Source organism: Streptomyces antioxidans (genome assembly GCF_000968685.2).
GTDB classification, from domain to species: domain Bacteria; phylum Actinomycetota; class Actinomycetes; order Streptomycetales; family Streptomycetaceae; genus Streptomyces; species Streptomyces antioxidans.
This window is the reverse complement of sequence record NZ_LAKD02000053.1, coordinates 18160-37575: the sequence shown is the minus strand read 5'-3', so window position 1 is coordinate 37575 and position 19416 is coordinate 18160. Positions and strand designations below refer to the sequence as shown.

At 72.2% G+C, this 19416-nt stretch carries 11 protein-coding genes; all 11 read right to left on the bottom strand.

Features of this window, described 5'->3' with window-relative positions; translation table 11 throughout:
• Positions 1–322 precede the first annotated feature (322 nt).
• Entirely contained in the window at positions 323–1063 is a 741-nt protein-coding gene (locus VT50_RS21610) for a TetR/AcrR family transcriptional regulator (protein WP_044568732.1), read from the bottom strand.
• 732 nt (positions 1064–1795) lie between these two features.
• A complete protein-coding gene (locus tag VT50_RS21605) occupies positions 1796–3220 on the bottom strand; it encodes a cytochrome P450 (RefSeq protein WP_053048550.1) in 1425 nt (474 codons plus the stop codon).
• Positions 3217–4143 carry an SDR family NAD(P)-dependent oxidoreductase gene (locus VT50_RS21600; protein WP_046086070.1) on the bottom strand — a complete coding sequence of 309 codons (927 nt, stop codon included), beginning with the start codon at positions 4141–4143 and terminating at the stop codon, positions 3217–3219. The genes VT50_RS21605 and VT50_RS21600 overlap by 4 nt, the downstream gene beginning before the upstream one ends.
• On the bottom strand, positions 4140–4577 hold the full coding sequence (locus tag VT50_RS21595; protein ID WP_046086071.1) for an ester cyclase: 438 nt from the start codon (positions 4575–4577) through the stop codon (positions 4140–4142). Before VT50_RS21595 ends, VT50_RS21600 begins: the two co-directional genes overlap by 4 nt.
• Positions 4520–7012: an SDR family NAD(P)-dependent oxidoreductase gene (locus VT50_RS21590; protein WP_053048551.1), complete on the bottom strand. Its 2493-nt coding sequence runs from the start codon at positions 7010–7012 to the stop codon at positions 4520–4522. Before VT50_RS21590 ends, VT50_RS21595 begins: the two co-directional genes overlap by 58 nt.
• Positions 7009–13083 (bottom strand): SDR family oxidoreductase, encoded by a 6075-nt coding sequence (locus tag VT50_RS21585; protein WP_046086072.1) that lies wholly within the window; start codon positions 13081–13083, stop codon positions 7009–7011. Before VT50_RS21585 ends, VT50_RS21590 begins: the two co-directional genes overlap by 4 nt.
• Positions 13084–13131: 48 nt before the next feature.
• Positions 13132–14682: an acyltransferase domain-containing protein gene (locus tag VT50_RS21580; RefSeq protein ID WP_046086073.1), complete on the bottom strand. Its 1551-nt coding sequence runs from the start codon at positions 14680–14682 to the stop codon at positions 13132–13134.
• A 410-nt stretch (positions 14683–15092) separates the two neighbouring features.
• Positions 15093–16466, bottom strand: a complete 1374-nt coding sequence (locus VT50_RS21575; RefSeq protein WP_075200333.1) for an NAD(P)/FAD-dependent oxidoreductase — start codon at positions 16464–16466, stop codon at positions 15093–15095.
• A gap of 81 nt (positions 16467–16547) precedes the next feature.
• The gene (locus VT50_RS21570) at positions 16548–18014 is read right to left on the bottom strand and encodes an MFS transporter (RefSeq protein WP_046086074.1); all 1467 of its coding nucleotides are present in this window, start codon (positions 18012–18014) and stop codon (positions 16548–16550) included.
• A 91-nt stretch (positions 18015–18105) separates the two neighbouring features.
• On the bottom strand, positions 18106–18408 hold the full coding sequence (locus VT50_RS21565) for a response regulator transcription factor (RefSeq protein ID WP_240529247.1): 303 nt from the start codon (positions 18406–18408) through the stop codon (positions 18106–18108).
• Between the two features lie 190 nt (positions 18409–18598).
• Positions 18599–19372: an IclR family transcriptional regulator gene (locus tag VT50_RS41010; RefSeq protein ID WP_276207317.1), complete on the bottom strand. Its 774-nt coding sequence runs from the start codon at positions 19370–19372 to the stop codon at positions 18599–18601.
• Positions 19373–19416: the final 44 nt, after the last annotated feature.

Sequence of the window (19416 nt, the reverse complement as noted above, 5' to 3'; positions counted from 1 at the left end):
CCACGTGGGTCCCGGCGACCGGGCCCCTCGGGAGCGCTGGAGATGGGCCGTGTAGCCAATGCCGTCACATCCCCCGTTCTACACCGGTTACCAGGGTCCGCACGATCCGGACACGCCGCTCCGTCTTGTCAACGGGCCCCGGCCCCTAGCCCCCGAACAGGCGACAAGGGCCCGGCTCCGGCATGATCCGGACGGGCATTGCCTCAGCTTACGCCTGTCGGTGTACATGTACGGAGCGATATCCCGATGTGACCTTCGACGGGGCGCGGGGCGTGGACCGGCGAACGCCCCCGGGCCGGTGGCCGGGGGCCTTCGGATGGCGTCAGACGACCTCTTCGTAGAACTCCGAGATGTCCAGCACCCGGCACAGGTCGCGGAGCTCGAACTCGAAGAAGTGCTGGCCCTCGGAGAGCGCGAAGGACATATGGCCAAGCGCCTCCATGGAGATCACCCCGTACAGCCGCACCCAGCAGCGGAGCATGACCGCGATGGCTCCGGGGGGCATGTCCACGTCCTGGTCCTCGCTGAGCGCGGTGAGGGTCCGCGCGAGGCCGGGGTCAAGCTCCTCGACCTCGGGGGCCGGGAAGCCCCGCACCCGCCACAGATCGGCGACCAGATCCGAGAAGACGGAGCCGAAGACCCAGCTCATATGGCGCTCGGGCTTGGTCTCCTCGCGGCCGAGCCCCGGGGCCCACGGGCCGAGGATGAGCCCGAACTCATGGGGGTGCTTGATCGCCCAGACCCGCAGCGCACGGGCGCCGCTGATCCACCGGCGGCCCGGCTCCTCCTCGGGGTGCTGTCCGAGGACGCCCCGCATAAAGCGGGCCATCTCCTCGAAAATGTCCACGCGCAGCTGAAGGATCAGCGCATCCCGGCTACTGAAGTAGCGGTAGACGGCCGGTGCGGTCATGCCCATCTCGCGGGCGATGGCCCGGATGGTCACATTCTCCGGGCCCTCCTGAACCAGGAGCGTCCGGGCGACGTCCTTGATTTCACGGATGGTCGCGATGCGCAGCCGCTCGCGCCGTGAGTACGGTGCGACGTGCGCTTCCCCTGGCGACACGCGTCCCCCTCCCTGATGCTGCGCCGCTCGACAACCCGGCGTACACGCACACGATACAGCGCCTCCGTTTAGTGAACAGCGGCGGTGACAGTGCCTCTGGTTCAACTGCTAGCCCCCTGACCCTGCCACAGATCCGCGGGGATGCCCCGCCAGATGGCTCAGCGACCACCATCCGGGTCACCCGCAGGCGTAGGGGAGCGTCCGTACGTGCGTCGGACATTCATTCGGGGACATTGTGCGCGAGTGGTCCCGGGAGCGGACGGGGGGCGGTGGACGGCCGCACTCGGCGCGACCTGGGAGTAAACGGCCGTAGCGATCGTGAAATGACGTTCTCGCATGCCCCGGCGCTCCTGGGGAAAGGGGCCGTCCCACCCCTTCCACCAGGAGCGTCAAGAAAACCGACCGGTCGGCGCGGTGGATTCTCCGATCCGGCCCGGGGACGGATTCCACGGCTCGCCGCAGGGCGCCGCCCCGGTGCCGGAGCGCTGCCGCGCGGTCGGCCCGGGCCTCGCCCTTCGCGTCCCGCCGCACATCTTCCGCATTCTCGTCCGCACCGTCGCCGGACGCGAATTCCCTCAAATGGGCCCGCGTCCCGTGGATAATGATCCACCACCACGAACCGCTGCTTCCGGCGGTGTGCCGGGTTTCCCCGACCGGGCGCCGGGGACGAAATCGGGAAAGGCGATGGCGCCGTTCCGGGGCGGAACTCCCATTCCGCTTCCGCCCCGCGGGCTACGGATGGTGGGGGCAGGCGGCGGGGGCGGTCCGGCGGGACGGGCGGGGCGCGCCGGTGGACCGCTCGCGCGGAGTCACCGTCACCATCACGTCCTTGAGCGGCCGCAGCGAGATCACCGGTGAGCCGTACCGCAGTTCGGTCCCCGGGATCCGGCTGATCCGGAAGCGCTGGTTCACCATGGCCACGATGATGCGCAGCTCCAGCAGCGCCATGAAGTTGCCGACGCACTGCCGGGGCCCCGAGCCGAACGGGAGGTACGCCATCCGCGGCCGTTCCCTGATGGCCTGCGGGGTGAACCGGTACGGGTCGAAGGCCAGCGGGTTGTCCCAGTGGCGCGGGTTGTGGTGGGAGACCAGCGGGGACAGCAGGACGGAGGAGCCCGGCTCGATGTCATAGCCGCCGAGGGCGTCCGCCTCGACCGCCGCCCGGGGGAAGATCCAGATGGGCGGGTGCATCCGCAGGCTCTCGTCGACGACCATCTTGGTGTACGTAAGCCCCTCGGCGCTCCGCGCGTCCGGCGCCCCACCGCCGAGCACCGTGGCGATCTCGGCGTCCAGCTCCTCCTGGACCCCGGGGTGGGCGGCGATCGACAGCAGCGTCCAGCACAGCGAGACCGCGGTGGTCTCGTGACCGGCCAGATAGACCGTCAGCAGCTCGTCCTTGATCTGCTGGTCGGTCCAGGGCTCACCGGTGGCCGGGTCGGTGGCCCGCTCCATCAGCCCGATCAACGGCCCCTCCCCGGTCTCGGCGTAACTCCGCCGCACATCGGCCACGATGCGGTCGAAGACCCGGTGGATCCTGAGGATCTTGCGCTGACGGTCCGTCGGCACCCAGGAGGGCAGCATCTCGGTGGCGGTGCCGCGACGGAACATCACCTCCACCACATCGTCCACGATCGTCTTCAGCAGCGCCGAGTCCGGCTTGATGTCATAGGCGAACAGCGAGCGGGAGAGGGTGACCAGGGTCAGCCGCAGCATGTCGGTCATCAGGTCGACCGGCTCACCGGCGGCGGCCTTGCGCTCCCAGGTCTCCAGCATCTCCTCGGTGGCCCGGATGATGTTGGGGATGATGTCGGTGATGGCGTTCTTGAGGAAGACCGGCTGCACCGCCCGCCGGTGGGCCCGCCAGAACTCGCCGTCGGTGGTGAGCAGCCCCTTGCCCATGACGACGCCGAACTGCTCGTAGAGCGGGCCGCGGACGTAGTTGCCGTTGTTCTCCACCAGCACCCGGCGCACCGCCTCGGGCTCGGTCACCTGGTGCACCAGGAACGGGCCGAGCCGCATCCGGACGATCTCGCCGTGGTCACGCTGCAGACCGAGCAGGAATTCGGCGGTGTTCCGCTTCCAGGGGCCCAGACTGCCCAGCAGCGGGGCGCCCTTGGGGCCGGGTGCGAGGTGCGGTGCGGAGGTCGCTGTGGTCATCGGTGGTCTCCTTGCTTTCGCGGCCGCGGTCCGCGGGGCACCGGAAACAGGCGGCGCACGAAGAGATGGTCGAAGAGGACGTCGGAGGTGAGGCGCCGCAGGGCGATCGTGCTGTGGGCGAGGAGTCCGACGGGGTAGCGGGCGCGCGGCCGGGCGCCGCGGGCTCCCTTGGCCACCACCTTCGCCACCCGGCGGGCCACATCGTCCGACTGGATCGCGAAGGTGCCCGCCAGGGTCCGGCGGCTGCCGGTGTAGATCGCCTCGAAGTACTCGGCGCTCTCCCGGCGGAAGGTCTCGTAACTCCGGCTCACCGGCCGCAGATTGGCCACGTAGGTGGCGCCGAAGCGGGTGGTGCGCACCGGGCCCGGCTCGACGAGGACGACCCGCACCCCGAAGTCGGCCACCTCGTTCCGCAGCGAGTCGCTCAAGCCCTCCACGGCGTGCTTGGTGGCGTTGTAGAAGCCCGAGCCGGGGACGGCGTAACGGCCGAAGATGGAGGAGATGTTGACGATGGTGCCGCCGCCGTGGGCGCGCATCGCGGGCAGCACCAGCTGGCTGAGCCGGACCAGGCCGTACACATTGGTCTCGAACTGCTCCCGCACCTCGGCCAGGGCGGCCTCCTCGATACAGCCCGACATGGCGTAGCCCGCGCTGTTGACCAGCGCTCCGACCGCCCCGTGCGCCGCCTCGACCTTGGCGACCGCGGTGGCCATGGACTCCTCGTCGGTGACGTCGAGCGCCATGGTGTGGACGCCGAGCGCCGCGAGCTCCGTCAGCGTCTCGGGCCGCCGCGCGGTGGCGTACACCGTGTGCCCGGCCCGGTGCAGCCGCAGCGCGCAGGCGCGGCCGATCCCGGACGAGCAGCCGGTGATGAGGACCGGGATGCCGGCCCCGGAGCCCGGGGCCGGCTCACGGCCGGTCACGCGGGGGGCGCGTCGAACGCCCCGAGCTGGGTGGCGAGGTCATAGGAGTCCATGGAGAACCAGCTCTCCACGATCTTGCCCTCGTCGTTGAACTCGTCGATGACGATGCCGGGGATCTCCAGCTTGCGGCCCTGCGCCGGGATGAGACCCGCGTAGTCGTCACCGGTGTGGGTGCCGCGCGCGGTGAAACGGCTGACGACCTTGTTCCCCTCCAGGATCCAGTCCTCCACGGTGACGTGGAGGTCGGGGAAGGAGGCGCGCTGGAGCCGCACCCACTCCTTCAGGTGCTCCACGCCCTCCTTGCCGTTGGCGGCGGTGCCGTGGCTGATGTGGTCCTCGGTGGCGCCCTCGTAGATGACGTCGAGATTGCCCTTGTTCAGGCACTCCTCGTAGTAGCGCTCGAGGACGGCCTTGTTCTGCTCGGGAGTGGACATGAACTGCCTTTCTCTTCCGTGGTGTTTCCCAGTGGGCCGGGGAGTCCCGAGACGGTCGCCACGGGGTCCCCGGAGTCCGCGTCGGTGATCCGCCAGACGCCGAGCGAGGGATCGCCCTCGACACGGGTGGGTCCGCGCTCGGCGGAGTGCGGTGCGATCCGGCCGAGGATCAGGGGGTCGGCGGTGACCGAGAGGCCGTCGCCCGGGGTGGTGCACCGCCGCACCACGTTCTCCAGCGCGGCGACCGGAAGCGCCGTCCCGGGTACGTACGGCGCCGCCCACAGGTCGGTCGGCGGGCAGCGCGGGACCTCGGCCACCAGGCGCCCCTCCGGCCCGGCCGTCCACATGGAGAGCGGCAGCACGGCGCCGCGCCAGTGCAGGAAGGGCGGCCCGGAGCGGAGGGTGGTGGTCTGCCGGACGCCGGGGCGCGGCGGTACGGGCGGGCGTGGCGCGCCGGTCTCATGGACGATGCGCAGGCTGGCCTCCGGGCCGTCCCCGCGGCCCTCGTGGCGGTAGCGGACCTCCACGATCCAGTCGTGCCCCTCGTGGAAGCCGCGGATCTCGCGGACCAGCCGGATCGCGGGGCCGTCGAGGCGCAGCAGCGCCAGCGGCACCACGATCTCCTCCAGCGCACCGGCCCGCAGCGCGGGGAAGTCCTCGGGGACGATCCACTCGGCGGCCCGCAGCGCGTTCTCCAGCAGCAGCGAAGGCGGCAGCGCGGGAACGCCGTCGATACGGAAGTCACCGAGCGCGGGGGTGTGTTGGGGGTCGAGGACGATACGCGCGGTCAGCTGGGCGTGCGGCTGGTAGGAGGTCACCTCGCCGAGGTGGAAGACCTTCGGATAGGCGGTGGCGAAGCCGGGCAGCGCGGGCACCACGGGATAGCCGATGGCCTGTCCCGGGTCGATGGCCTGGCCCAGCGGCCCGACGAAGGTGACCTCGCCCTCCGACCCCGCCAGCAGCTCGGCCCGCCAGCGCTCGAGGCCGTCCGCCACGTCGATCGCGGCCATGTAGCGCAGCGTGGCGGCGAAGTTGGCGATCAGCCCGATGCGGTCCCAGGTGGGCCAGGCGAGGGTCATCACGGGGAACGCGGCCCGGCGGGCGGCCCACTGGCCCAGCCGGGCGAGGCCGTCGTTGGCCGCCGCGTATTCGAGCTGGCCGACCATGCCGCCGAGCCGTCCGGTGAGGGAGCCGACGCTGCAGAAGAACTTCAGGTCGCGGTCCCGCACCTCCTCGAAGACGTTGAGGAAGCCCTCGATCTTGACCTCGACGGTGCGCAGGATCTCCTCGTCGGTCTTCTTCGGCAGCCGGGCGGAGGTGTCCACCCCGGCGTTGTGCACCACCCCGGCGAGCCTCCCGCCCGCCAGCGCGTCCTCGCGCCGGACGAGCCCGCGCACCTGGGCGCGGTCGGTGAAGTCGCAGCGCGCGTACTCGATGCGCAACCCCTCGCGGTGGGCGGAGGTCACATGGGTGGCGAGCTCCCACAGCCTGCGGGTACGGGCCAGCCGGCCGCGGACCACGGCGGGCGACTCGCCCTTGGTGCGGCCCGCCCAGACCTGCTTCTCGTAACGCTTCCACCCGGCCTCGTCCACGCCGTACCAGGGCTCGTCCCCGCTGGGGAACGGCTCCCGGCCGGTCACCACGACCCGTACGCCGTGCCGTGCGGCCAGCGAACGGGCCAGCTCCCAGCCGATGCCCCGGCCGCCGCCGGAGATCAGCACGGTGTCCCCGGGGCCGAGGGTGAGGGCCGGCGCGGCCACGGGCCGGTCCTCGGGGGTGAGGGTGTAGCGGCGGCCGTCGCGGTAGCCGACCTCGATCTCACCGGTGCGGCCGAGCTCGGCGGCGACGATGCCGGGCAGTTCGGCGGAGGCGGCCAGGTCGATGTCGACGACGCGGGCGGCCACATTGGGGAACTCCCGGTGCAGGGTCTTGGCGAGCCCCGCCCAGATGCCGCCGAGCGGCTGCTCCAGTCCGTCCCGCGGATGCTGGCCCATCCCGCCGCCGAGGTAGCTGACGGCGAGGTAGCACAGCCGGTCCGCGGCGGTCTCGGCCGCCCAGTCGTCGTAGCTGCCGCGCAGCGCGGTCACGGTCTCGGTCAGCGCCCGCCGCCAGGACCCGGCGGAGTCGGCCCGGTCCGGGTGGTACGCCCGGCCCACGGTGAGGTCGACGATGGCGTCCACGGGGCCGGGTCCCTCCGGCTCCCGGCGCACCAGGGCGCCGTGCTCCTTCAGCTCGCGCTCCACCCCGGCGGCGACGGCCTCCTCGCCGCCGATCAGCAGCACCCGCAGTCCGGCAAGCCGGGGGCGCGGCCCGGCGGGGCGGGGCAGCTCGGTGAGCCGCCACACCATCCGGGCCACCGGCTGGACGGGGGCGTCCTCCCGGGCCGCGGCGGTGTCCGGCTGAGGTGTGGTCATGTCCGGCTGGGGTGTGGTCATTCCCGGTCCTCCCCCGCCGGTGGCTGTTCCAGGGGAACGGCCTCGCCGGTCTCGGCGTCGACATGGCCGATGAGGGTCGCCCGCATGTCCTTCATCTGGAGCAGCATCCGGCCGTCGGGCCGGACCGCCACAAAGCGGTTGCTGATGGTGTCGGCCGTCAGATCGAAGCCGGGCGGGGTGACGAAGAGGTCGATGTCCTCCCCGGACGCGGCCAGGTCGTGGTCGCTGATCTCCTCGTACAGGTCGATCCGGCGGATCGACAGCGGGGCGGCCACCGGCACCAGCTGCCCGTCGACCAGGTCCAGCACCCCCACCCGGGCCAGCCCGTCGAGCAGGATGCTCGGCACGGTGAAGCGGGACCACACCGGGTCGCCGGACGGGACGTCGGGCACGTAGCGGGCGCGCTTGCCCCGGGGGTGGATCCGGGTGTCGGTGGTGGAGACGAAGGGGCCGGTCAGCCGCACCGGGGAGCCGGGCTGGTGGTACGGGTCGGGCACCGGGGTCTCCTCCCCCGCGGGCCACTCCTCCCAGCGCGGCGCGGTGGGCGCCTCGGTGTCGAGCAGCACCCGGGCCAGGAAGTGCACCCGGTCCTTGACCAGGACCACTCCGCTGGGCGCGACCACGTCCTCGGTGATCCGCACCTGGACGACGGTCACCTCCCCGGGGCTGTCCACCAGTTCGGCGCGGATGCGCCGGGGACCGGCCGGGATGTCCCGGTAGACCCGCAGGAAGTGCTCGAACCGCAGATCCTCGAAGGCGATCACCCGCTTGCCGGGGACCAGGGCCCGGGCGGCCTCGGCGGCCAGTTCGGTGACGAAGGTGCCGGGCAGGGTGGCCTCGCCGCGCACGGTGTGGTGTTCCAGGTAGCCGTCGGTGTCCAGGTCGAAGGGGCACTCGTAGACCACGGACCGCTCATCGGAGGCCACCAGTCGGCGCAGGAAGAACCCGGGCCGCTGGTCCAGGTAGCCGGGGTAGAAGCGCTCCACCGTGGCGCGTTCGGCGTCGCCGAGGTGGACCACGGAGGGGCGCCGCACGGGGGCGTGGAGCTCCTGGACGAAGTGGTGGATGCCCTCGGCGATGGCCATGTTGCTGTACGAGCCCGCGCGCTCGTAGTACGCCTTGGTGAGCTCGTTGGCGCCCATGCCGACGCCTTCCCACAGCGTCCAGCCGATGGTGAACTCCTCCGTCCGCCGGTCGGTGGCGCCGGTGTGGGTCGCGGCGGCGGCCAGGTAGTCGTTGGCCGCGGCGTAGTCGGCCTCCCCCAGCTGCCCGAAGTAGCCGAGCAGCGAGCCGAAGTTGCACCACAGCCGGGGCGGTGCGGTGCGCAGGGCGCGCTTGAGGTGGAGGTAGGAGTCCAGCTTCAGATCGCGGATGGAGGTGAACTCGGCGAAGCTCTTGTCCTTGATCAGCCCGGAGCGCTGCAGCCCGGCGGCGTTGACCAGCAGGTCGATCCGGCCCGGCCCGTCCAGGACCCGGCCGATCGCCCGGTCCACCGCCGCGCCGTCGCGCATGTCGCAGGCGAGGTAGGTGATCCGGCCCGTGCCGCTGTGGGCGGCCATCTCGTCCAGGTTCCGCTTCGCCCGGCGGGCGTTGACCATCCGGTCGAAGGCGCGGTTGATGTCGGCCACGGTGCGGCCGTCGCGGCGGGCGAGCTCCGTCCTGATGTATCCGGCGCGGCGGGCGGCGAACTCCTCGTCGCTGCCCTGGTACGTCTCCGGCGGATGGTCGTCGAGGGAGTTGCTGCCCAGGACGTAGATCCGGGGCCGGAAGTGCTCGGCCACCGCCTTGACCACCTCGGCGGTGATGCCCCGGGCGCCCCCGGCGACCACCACGACCGAGTCCGGGCCGAGGACGGCGGGCGCCCCCGCGCCCGGGTCGTTCGGCTCGTCGGTGAGCAGATACGCCTTCCGCACGCCGTCGAGGTCGAACACCGCGGGGAAGACCCGCTCGGCCGCGCTCTCCTCCTCGGCGCGGGCCATCGCCTCGGTGAGGTCGGTGGCCGAGGTGCACAGCGCGAAGGCGAGGCAGGCGTCGCGCTCCAGGGCCGCGGTCTTCCACAGCCCGGTGAAGAGCCCGGTGTACGGGTGCGGAGTGCCGCCGGGCGCGGCGCCCAGCAGCAGCGCCACGGCCGAGGAGCCGGGGTCACCCAGATCGTCGTAGAGGTGCTGGAGGGCCAGATAGGCCGCGTCGTGCAGGGCGGTGAGGGCGGGCACGGGGCGGTCCGTGGACACGGGGCCGTCCAGGGGCACGGGGCCGTCCAGGGGCACGGGGCCTTCTGTGGCCGCCCGGCCGAGGTCACCCACCACCCTGAGGTGGGTGACCCCGGGGCCCGCGCCCGCCAGGGCCCGGCGGACCGACTCCTCGGTGACCTCGGGCAGGTGGTGCCAGCCGGGGCGCGGGGCCGGGAGCGGCGCCGTGGACAGGACGGTGAGGTCCGCGTCCGGCGGCGCGGCGGCGGCGAGCGGTTCGGGGGCATCGGTGAGCACCACGGCCCCGGCGGGCAGGAACGGGACACGCTCGCGTACGGTGCGCGCGGGCAGCTCGGTCAGGACGGGCACCTGGCGGCGCACCCGCAGCGGGGTGCCGTCCGCCAGCCGTCCGTCGGTGGTGAACGCGGCGGGCAGCGCGGCCGGAACCGCCTCCCGGGCCTCGGACTTCCGGCCCCGCGACTCCCGGTCCTGGGACTCCGGGGCTTGGGACCTCGGGGCCTCGGACTCCCGGCCGTGGGGCTCGGGGCCGTCGCCCGGGATGGTCAGCCGGAGCCGGGCCCCGGCGGCGCCCTCGCTCTCGTCGGTGGCGATCTCCACCGTCCCCGCGGGCCGGTGCAGCGCCCTGAGGACGGCGAGGCCCCCCGCCGCGCCCAGGTAGCGGGCGTGTTCGGGCGCGGGCGCACCGCACAGCAGGATCTCGTCCGCGACCGCGTCCCCGCGCCCCGCCTCGACGGCGCCGAGCGGTTCGTCCACGTACGCGAGCACTTCGAGCCCGGCGGCGCGGGCCCGCTCCTCGGTGGTCAGGGCGAACAGGAAGGCGCCCTCGGCGAGTTCGCGGGCCTCCGGCGGCAGCAGTCCGCCGATCAGCGTCCGGTACTCCGGGAGGCTGTTGCCGTTGATCCCGCCCGCGAGCGCGAAGTCCAGCTCGCCGGTGCGCAGATAGCGGCCCGCGGAGGTGATGGAGGAGACGGCGGAGGCGAAGCCGGAGTCCATCGTCATGTTGGGGCCGTTGAGATCGAAGTAGTTCGCCACCCGGGCCGAGATGATGTTGGGCATCTGGCCGGGGAAGGAGTCCTCATTGGAGGCCGGGATCATGCCGCGCACACGGTCGCCCAGCCGCTCCAGGACCCCGGGCAGGGCGTCGGAGTCCAGCTCGCCCAGCGCCTCGGCGATGTCGTCGAGATAGCAGCGGTTGGCGTAGAGCATCGCGGCGCGGGTCGGGCCCATGTGGCCGACGAACACCCCGGTCTTGAGCGCCCGCTCCTGCCAGAAGTCCGGCATCTGGTCGCGCAGTTGATGGGCGCACTCCACGATCATCAGCTGGCAGCGGTCCAGGGCGCGGATGGTCTTGGGAGGCAGTCGCACCTTGCTGAACGGCGGCGCCGGGTACTCGTCGCCGAAGCTGTCGCGGGGGCGCGGACCGCCGCCCAGCCAGCGGGTGACCTCCTCGCGGCCCGCCAGCCCCGGCAGATGGGCCGACCAGCCGACGATCGCCACCCGGCTGCCGGTGTCCGGGACCTTGGTGACGGTCGCGGGGGCCCGGTCGGTGGCATGGGCGGTGGCGTTCGCGGCGGCAGGGCGTGCCCGGTGCTCGGAGACGATCAGATGGGCGTTGGTGCCGCCGAAGCCGAAGCCGGACACCGCGGCCAGCCGTGGGCCACCGGGCCGCTCCGGCCAGCCCTTGTGCTCGGGAGTGATCTCCAGTCCGGTCTCGGCGAGCCGGAAGTCCTCGCGGGGCCTGGAGAAGCGGAACTGACCGGGGATGGTGTGCTCGGCCAGGCCCAGCAGGTTCTCGATGAGCGAGACCACGCCCGCCGCCCAGCCGGTGTGGCCGATCAGGGACTTGTTGGAGGTCACCGCGGCGGGCCCGGCGGTGCCGTAGTACTCCCGCAGCGTGGTGAACTCGGCGAGGTCACCGGCCGGGGTGCCGGTGGCGTGGGCGTTGACCCAGCTCACCGCGGCGCCCTCGACCTCGCCCGCCTCCAGGGCGCGGCGCACCGCGAGGCTCTGACCGGCGGCGTTGGGAGCGTAGATGGCCTTGCCCTTGCCGTCGGACGACGAGCCGAAGGCGCGGAGCACCCCCAGTACCTCATCGCCGTCGGCACGCGCCCGGCTGAGCCGCTTGAGGACGACCAGCGCGGCGCCGTCGGCGAAGATCACGCCATCGGCGTCCTCGTCCAGCGCGTGCACCTCACCGCGCTTGGAGAGCCCCTGGAGCTTGGAGAAGAGCACGGTGCCGCGCGGCGCGAGCGCGAAGGCGCCGCCGCAGACGGCGATGTCCTGCTTGCCCATCAGCAGGCCCTTGGCCGCGATGTCGATCGCGTACAGCGACGAGGAGCAGGCGGTGTCCACCATGTGCAGCTCGGTGGAGGGCGGCAGCAGACCGCGCATCGCCAGCTCTCCGACGCGGTGCGGCAGGAAGCGCGAGCGGTCCTGACCGGCGCGCCAGTAACGGCGGTTCAGGGCCGCCTCGATGTCGCCGCCGAGGGCGGTGCGCTCGCCGTCGTCCAGCGGCAGGTCCCCGAGGATGTCGTGGGTCATCCGGGTGACGCTGTCCAGCACCCCGGCCTCTTCCAGGTGCTGGCTGCCGTCGGGGGTGTAGCCGACGACGAAGGAGCAGCGGTCGGAGTCCTGGTGGTGCACTCCGTCCAGGGCCTGGACCAGGCTGTGGCGCAGCCACATGGTGGTCAGCTCGTGGTCGCCCTCGGCCTCGGCCCCGGCCATGCTGTCGACGGAGCCGGGGGCGGCCTGGAAGCCGGTGATGAACACGCAGCGGTCGGCGTACGCCTTGTCCTCGGCGGCGGTGTCGGCGGCGTGGAAGTTCTCGTGCCGCCAGCGGTCCCGGGGAATCTTGACGAACAGCTCGTCACCGGTCGTACGGAGCTTCCAGAACTCCTCGGGGCTGTTCGCCCCGGCGACCGCCAGGCCCATGCCGACGACGGCGATGGCGTCGTCGGGGACGTCGGTGGGCAGGTCGGGGGCCGGGGCCTCCACGGTCTCGGCGACGGTGGCCGTCGTGGCGGCGGCCTGGAGCCGTACGGGCTCCGGCCGCGGTGTGGTCTCCTCCCGTACGGGGGCCGCCGCGGGCGGTGACATGAGGGCGGCACCCAGCGTCAGTCCCCCGTCGGCGAGCACCACCTGGCCGGTGATCCACCGCGAGGCGTCGGACGCCAGGAAGGCGACGACGTCGGCGAACTCCTCCGGGGTGCCCAGCCGTCCGAAGGGGGTCGCCCTGGCGATCACCTCCTGCATCTCCCTGGCCCGGGGGAACTTGTCCGCGACCTCGCTCTGCAGCATGGCGGCGGAGGCGGTGTTCACCCGGATGCCCAGCGGGGCGTACTCCACGGCGAGATAGCGGGTGGCCGCCTCGGCGGCCGCCTTGGCGGGGGCGCAGGCCGCGTAGTTGGCCATCACCATCTGCGAGCCGCCGAGCGCCGAGACGGTGACGATCGACCCGCCGCCGCCCCGCGCCATCAGCGGGGCCGCGGCGCGGGCGCAGCGCAGTCCGCCCTTGTAGTTGGTGTCGATGGCCTTGGCGATGTCCTCGTCGGTCACCTCGGCCAGGGGCAGCAGGGCCCCGTTGGCTGCGCTGTTGACCAGGATGTCCAGCCGCCCGTGGCGCTCCTCGAGCTCGGCGAACATCCGGTCCACCTGCTCCTGCCGGGCCACCGAGGCCCGGGCGAGCTCGACCCGGGCGCCGCTCGCCACCAGTTCGTCCCTGGTGCGCTTGGCCTGGTCGTGCGAGTGGAAGTAGTTGAGGACGATATCGGCGCCGCGGGCCGCGAGGGTCCGCGCGATCGCCTTGCCCACACCCTTGGAACCCCCGGTGACCAGGGCCACCTTCCCCGTGAGGTCATTCATCGGAACGACTGACTCCTTCTGCGACGGCTGCGACGAGGGGTGGGCGCTTCAGCCCGTGGCGGAGGCCGCTGCGTGGGCCCCTTGGTCGTTGAGCTGCTGGAGCACAAAGTCGGTGATCTTGCCCATGGTGTTGTAGCTGGCCAGCCGGAAGCCGGACTCGCGCGGCGGCAGCCCGTAGCGGCTGGAGACCCTGGACAGGAGCTCGACCTGCTTGACGGAGTCGACGCCCAGCTCGGCCTCCAGCTGCACCTCGTCCTCGAAGACGTCCTCGGGGTACTCAAGGGCCTCGGCGTAGAGGGTCCGCAGCTCCCCGAAGAGCTGGTCGCGGCCGTACGCTGCGGCCCGCGCACCGGACGCACCGGACGCGGTGGCCTCCGGGGCCGCCGGGGCTGCCGGGGCCTCCGGGGCTGCCGGGGCCTCCGGTGCGGGCACGGACGCGGCCTCGTCGCCCCGGCCCTCGGTGGACTTGCGGAAGGCGTCCAGTTCGGTGCGGACCAGCTCCAGCACCATGTGGCCGCGCTCGCTCCAGTACGCCGCGAAGACGTCCGCGGGCACCGAGGGGGCCAGCAGCTCGGCGAGCCCGCCGCGCTCGGGGGCGGCCAGACCGGCCTCGCGCAGCGCGTCCAGGGTGGTGTCGAGCGCCAGCCGCCCGCCGGTCAGCGCCAGCGTGGGCAGCGACCGCACCGCGGAGCTGCCGTCGGTCACCTTGGCGACCAGCTTGGAGAGCGCGGCGCGCCCGCCCGCCTCCACGAACACCTCGGCACCGGCCTCCCGCAGGTGCCGTACGGCCGCGGCGAACCGCACCGGCCGGGTGAAGTGCTCGGCCAGCAGGTCGGCGAGGGCGTCGCCCGGCTCGTAGTAGCGCTGCAGGATCGGCGAGTACACCGGGCGGTTCAGCGGGCCCTGGTCCAACTTCCTTACGTACGCGGCGAACTCGGGGGCGGCGGGGGCGAGCGCCGGGGTGTGGAAGGGGAAGGGGGTGTCGATCTCGATGGCGCCCACGTCCAGCTGCCCGGCGATCGCCACGACCCGGTCCAGGATCCCGGCGGGGCCGCTGACCACGGTCTGCTCGTCGTGGTTCTCGGTGGCGACGGCCAGCAGCGGCTCGTCCACCAGCTCCAGCAGCTTGCGCGTGCGCTCGGCGCTCGCGGCCAGGGCCACCATGCGACCGTCGACCCCGCCCTGCCGCTCGATCACGGCCACGCGCTGGGCGACGATACGGACGCCGTCCTCGACCGAGAAGGCCCCGGCCGCCACCAGGGCGGTGATCTCGCCGAGGCTGTGCCCGGCCAGGACGTCGGGGGCGGCGCCCTGGGCGGCGAGAATCTCGTAGGCGGCCAGACCGGCGCCGTAGATGGCGACCTGGGAGGCCCAGGGGTCCTTGTCGAGCAGCTCGCGCAGCTCGGCCTCGCGCTCGCCGAAGAGCACATCGGAGACGCGGCTGCCGTAAAGCTCCTCGGTCACGGTGTCGAGCCGCTGGAAGACCCGGCCGATCTGGGGATGGCGCTCCTTGGCGCGGCGAAGTGCCTCGCCGTCGAAGCCGCCTTGTCCGGGGAAGAGGAACGCCGTTGTGACGCCGGGGGACGGATTGCTGGACATGGCGATGCCTCCATGGCTGTGGTGGTGACGGTGGATGAGGTGCGCCACCCGCGCGGGTGGCGCGGCGCTGTGGGCGGCCGAAGGCCGTTATGAGGTCGCGGCCGTGCCCGGTGGGCGTGGCGCGAGGGAGTCCGGCTACGGGGTGTCCGGCGGACCTTTCCCCTCCCCGCCCCGTCCCGTTACAGGGGCTTCGCCCCTGGGCCCGGTACGCCCTTCGGACGTGTCCTCAATCGCCGGACGGGCTGAGATCAGCCCCTCCAGGGGACACCTCCCAGCGGTAGCCGGGGGAGATTGAGGAGCGGGGTCCGGGGCGGGGTCCCAGCCACGCGGCGGAGCCGCATATCGATGCTGTGGAAGGGGCGGGGAGGGGAGCAGCCCGCCGCAGGCGTACGCGTACCGTCGGACACCCCCTAGGCCGCGCGGGCGACCGGGGAGCCGAGCAGGAAGGTGCCCATGCTCCCGAGGTTGGCGGCGATCAGCCGGTCGGCGAGCCGGGTGGCCGGGGGCAGATGCCGGGGGGCGCCGCGGACGAGCCAGCGCACCATCCGGATCTTCCAGCCCGGCTCGGAGCCCGGCGGGATGTGGTCGAAGAGGGCGTGGATATTGGCCGGGGAGTAGAACTCGGCGGGCGGGACGATGGTGGCGAACATCCCGACCATGCCGCTGCCGTGGTGCGGGCTGCGTGCCATCGCCCGGATGAACTCCAGCTCCTCGCGGTTGTAGTCGGCGATCGTGGCGTGGTCGCGGGTGTACTGGAAGTGGCCGCTCACCAGGGCGTCGCGGCACCTGGCGTAGTCGGCGAGGGCGGGCGCGAGGTCGCGGTCCCCGGCCAGGGCCGGTGCCACGGCCTCCACGAGCAGTTCGGCCCCGCGCAGCGAGTCGGTGATACCGGCGGCGGTGATGGGGTCGCGGGTGTAGCCCGCGTCACCGGTCAGGGCCCAGCCGGGGCCGTGACACTGGCGCAGGAAGTTGGGGACCGCGCCGGTCATCCACGTGTCGGTGCGCCGGGTCTCCCGCAGCCGCGCGGCGAACTCCGGGTCGACCTCCTCGAAGGCGGAGATGACCGTGGCGTCGCGCTCCTGGTCGGCGGACGCCTTGAAGTCCCCGACCGGCAGGGCCAGTCCGACGATGGTCAGGCCGTCGTGGGTGGGCCAGGTGAAGGCGTGCTGATGGCGGTGGCGGTAGGTGCGCACCTTGCCGTCGTGCGGCAGATCGGCCCAGTACGACCAGTGGCTCTTGTTGAGCACCGGATGGGAGTCGTACTTCTCGGCCCCCACCAGCCGGGCGACGGTGGAGTTCGAGCCGTCGGCGCCCACGACCAGCCGGGCGTGCTCGACGACGGGGGTACGGTCCTCGGTCTCGGCCCGGACGCCGATGACGGTGCCCTGGGCGTCCGTCAGCAGTTCCCGCAGCGCGACCCGCTCCCGCAGCTCCGCCCCGGCCTTGACCGCGGCCTCCAGCAGGATCTCGTCCAGCTTGCGGCGCTCCGGGGAGTACGCCTCGGCCACGCCCTCGACGGCGGGCAGCTTGGCCATCAGCTGGACCGGGCCGCTCTGCAGACCGTAGGAGTGAATGGGCGGGCAGCCGGTGGCGGCCACCTCGTCCAGCAGCCCCCAGCGCTTCAGCCGGAGAATTCCCGGAGGGTGGACCAGATTGGTGGCGGCCCCCTTACCACCGGGGAATTTCGCCCGGTCGAGAAGAAGGACCCGGTACCCGGCTCTCGCCAGGAGCATCGCGGTCGCTGACCCGCTGATGCGCGCTCCTACCACAATGACGTCGTACATAGCGTCCCCCACACCCAGCGGTCACCCGGATTCCGGGGGCCGGTGGATCATCTTGTTCGCTCTGACTTCGCTCGGTCGAGATTAGTTGCGCGACTGGCTCGGGAGGTTTCCCTTATATGAATCCTCGACGGCTCCCGAAGAAATCACCTTGGTTTCGGCGGTCGGTGTGGTACCGCCGCGCGGTGCCAGGAGAATGGCCAGACAACCGAAGGCGGCGATTCCGGCGCCGATCCAGGCGGCGGGCCGCAGCCCGTCCACGAATTCCTGGGGCGAGCCGTAGCCGCCCAGTGTGGTGAATACGGAGGTGAGTACCGCGACGCCGAGTGCGCCGCCGAGCTCACGGAAGGTGTTGTTGGCGCCCGAGGCGATTCCCTGGTCGCGGGGTGCGACGACGTTCATCGCCATTTCCGCGACGGGCGAGAAGAACAGCCCCAGGCCGACTCCGCCGAGCACCAGACCGGGCACCTGGTCGGCGTAGGCGGTGTCGGCGCTCACCACGGACGCCAGCCAGCCGAGGCCCGCGGCCTCGAACAGCAGCCCCGCGGCGACCACCAGACGGTTGCCGAGCCGGGCGGTCAGCAGCGCCGCCAGCGGGGCGACCACGACCGGCATCGCCGTCCACGGCAGCATCTTCACGCCCGCCTCCAGCGGTGAGAAGCCCTGGATGTTCTGCATGAACTGGGTGAGCAGGAAGACCAGTCCGAACATGGCCGCGAACATCAGCAGGCTGGCCGCGTTGACCGCGCTGAACGCGCGGTTGGCGAACAGCCGCATCGGCAGCATCGGTTGGGCCGTCCGCAGCTCCCAGCCGACGAAGAGCGCGAGCACCACCAGGCCACCGGCCAGGAAGCCGAGCACCCGCCCGCTGGACCAGCCGTGTTCGGTGGTGGACACCAGCGCGTAGACCACGCCGAACACCCCGACGCTGACCAGGACGGTGCCCACCGGGTCCAGCGAGGTGTCCGGGCGGGTGGACTCGGCCAGCTTCCACAGGCCGAGCACCAGCACCGCCACGCCGATCGGCACATTGACCCAGAAGATCCACTCCCAGGAGATCTTCTCCACCACGGCGCCGCCGATCAGCGGGCCGAGCGCGACCGCGAGCCCGCTGAGGGCACCCCAGACGCCCAGCGCGAGACCGCGGCGGCGCTCGGGGACGGCCACGGTCAGCAGGGTGAGCGTCAGCGGCATCACCACGGCCGCCCCGAGGCCCTGTACGGCACGGGCGGCGATCAGGGAGTCCGCGCTGTCGGACAGCGCCGCGGCGGCGGAGGCCCCGGTGAAGACGACCAGGCCGGCCAGGAACACCCGGCGGCGGCCGAACCGGTCACCGGCGGCCGCACCGGCCATCAGGAAGACCGAGAAGGTGAGGGTGTAGCCGTTCACCGTCCACTCCAGGTCCTGGAGGCTGGTGCCCAGGTCCTGCTGAATGGCGGGCAGCGCGGTGATGACGACGAGGTTGTCCAAGGCGGCCATGAAGACGGTGAGTCCGGACACCACCAGCGTCCACACGGGGTTCATTCCGCTCGGGCCGGAACGGTCAGTCATGAATACCTTTCCTAGGACGGCGCGATTGCTGTGCGGCAGATTGGTTCACGTCGTTATCCGGCCGACGGATAAAGGGGCAGACGGGGCAACGCTAACCGGCCACGGCCCTTCCCGGAACTGTACTTTGGTACAGGTGGCGATAGCTGAGCGCGACCAGACCGGCCTGAAGCCGCGATTCCACCTGCAGTTTGGCGAGTATTGACGCCACATGCGCCTTCACCGTGCGCTCGGTCACTTGGAGCCGCAGCGCGATACGGCGGTTGGACCAGCCCGCGCCGAGCAGCGCAAACGTCTCGCCCTCCCTGGCTGATAACAACGGCACACGTTCCAGCTCCCGCGCCCAGTTGGGCGCCGGATTATCGAGTACGACGGCGAGACCGCCCCGGTCGGACACGGTGATATTTCCCCCTGGTGAGACGGCTCATCGAGCCGCCGAGCATGCAAGAATCAGACGAGATTGCCCTCTTGATTATTGCGGCCGCACGCCCGTATGAGTCAAGGATTTCCGGCCCTTTCTCGCCTCGCGAGAAAGGGCCGGTGAAGTGCGGAGAATGCGCTTCACGTTTACTGCTGTTACCGTAAATTTACTTCATTCTCGAATCATTGACATCCGAACCGGCGGGACGGCCCCGGCCCAGATCGGCCAGGTCCGCCGCCGTCCGCTCCACCGCCTCGATGACGGTCACCGGACACCGCGTCATGATCCGTTTGGGCTTCATCACCAGCACCGAGCCCATGACCAGCCCGTCCCAGGTGACCGGCGCCGCGCACTCGTTCCACCCCGCCGCGCACTCCTCGTGCCCCAGGGCGTACCCCCGGGCCCTGATCCGGTCCAGCGAGGCCAGGAGCCGTACGTCGTCCCGGAAGGCGCCGGGACCGGCCTCGGCCGGCACCGGCCGGTCCAGCACCTCCGCCTGGATGGTCTCCGGCAGATACGCCAGGATGGCCCGCCCCGCGGCCCCCACCCGCAGCGAGTGCTCGACGGTCTGCACCGCGCGCGGCGTCATCCCCAGCTCCGTCAGATCGGAGTCCCCGACGGCCATGTCGACGCACTGCCGGTGCGCGCCGCCGAACGGCGCCAGCAGATAGAGGAAGACCAGCCCCCCGGTGTCCCGGCGCAGCGCCTCCAGGAGGGCGTGGGCGGCCTCCGGCGCGGGCGAGTGGGCCAGGGCCTTCAGGCCGAGCTGCGGGGCCGCCGAACCCAGCCGGTACAGACCCCGGCCCTCGCGGACGAAGATGCCCTGGTGCACCCCGGACTGGAGGATCCGGTACACGGTCGAGTCGTCCAGATCAGCCGCTCTGGCCAGCGCCCCGGGCCCATGGGCCCGCCCGCCGAGCTGGGTGAAGGCCCGCTGCACGCGGAACACCCTCTCGGCATGACCGCTTCCGCCCACGGCACCGC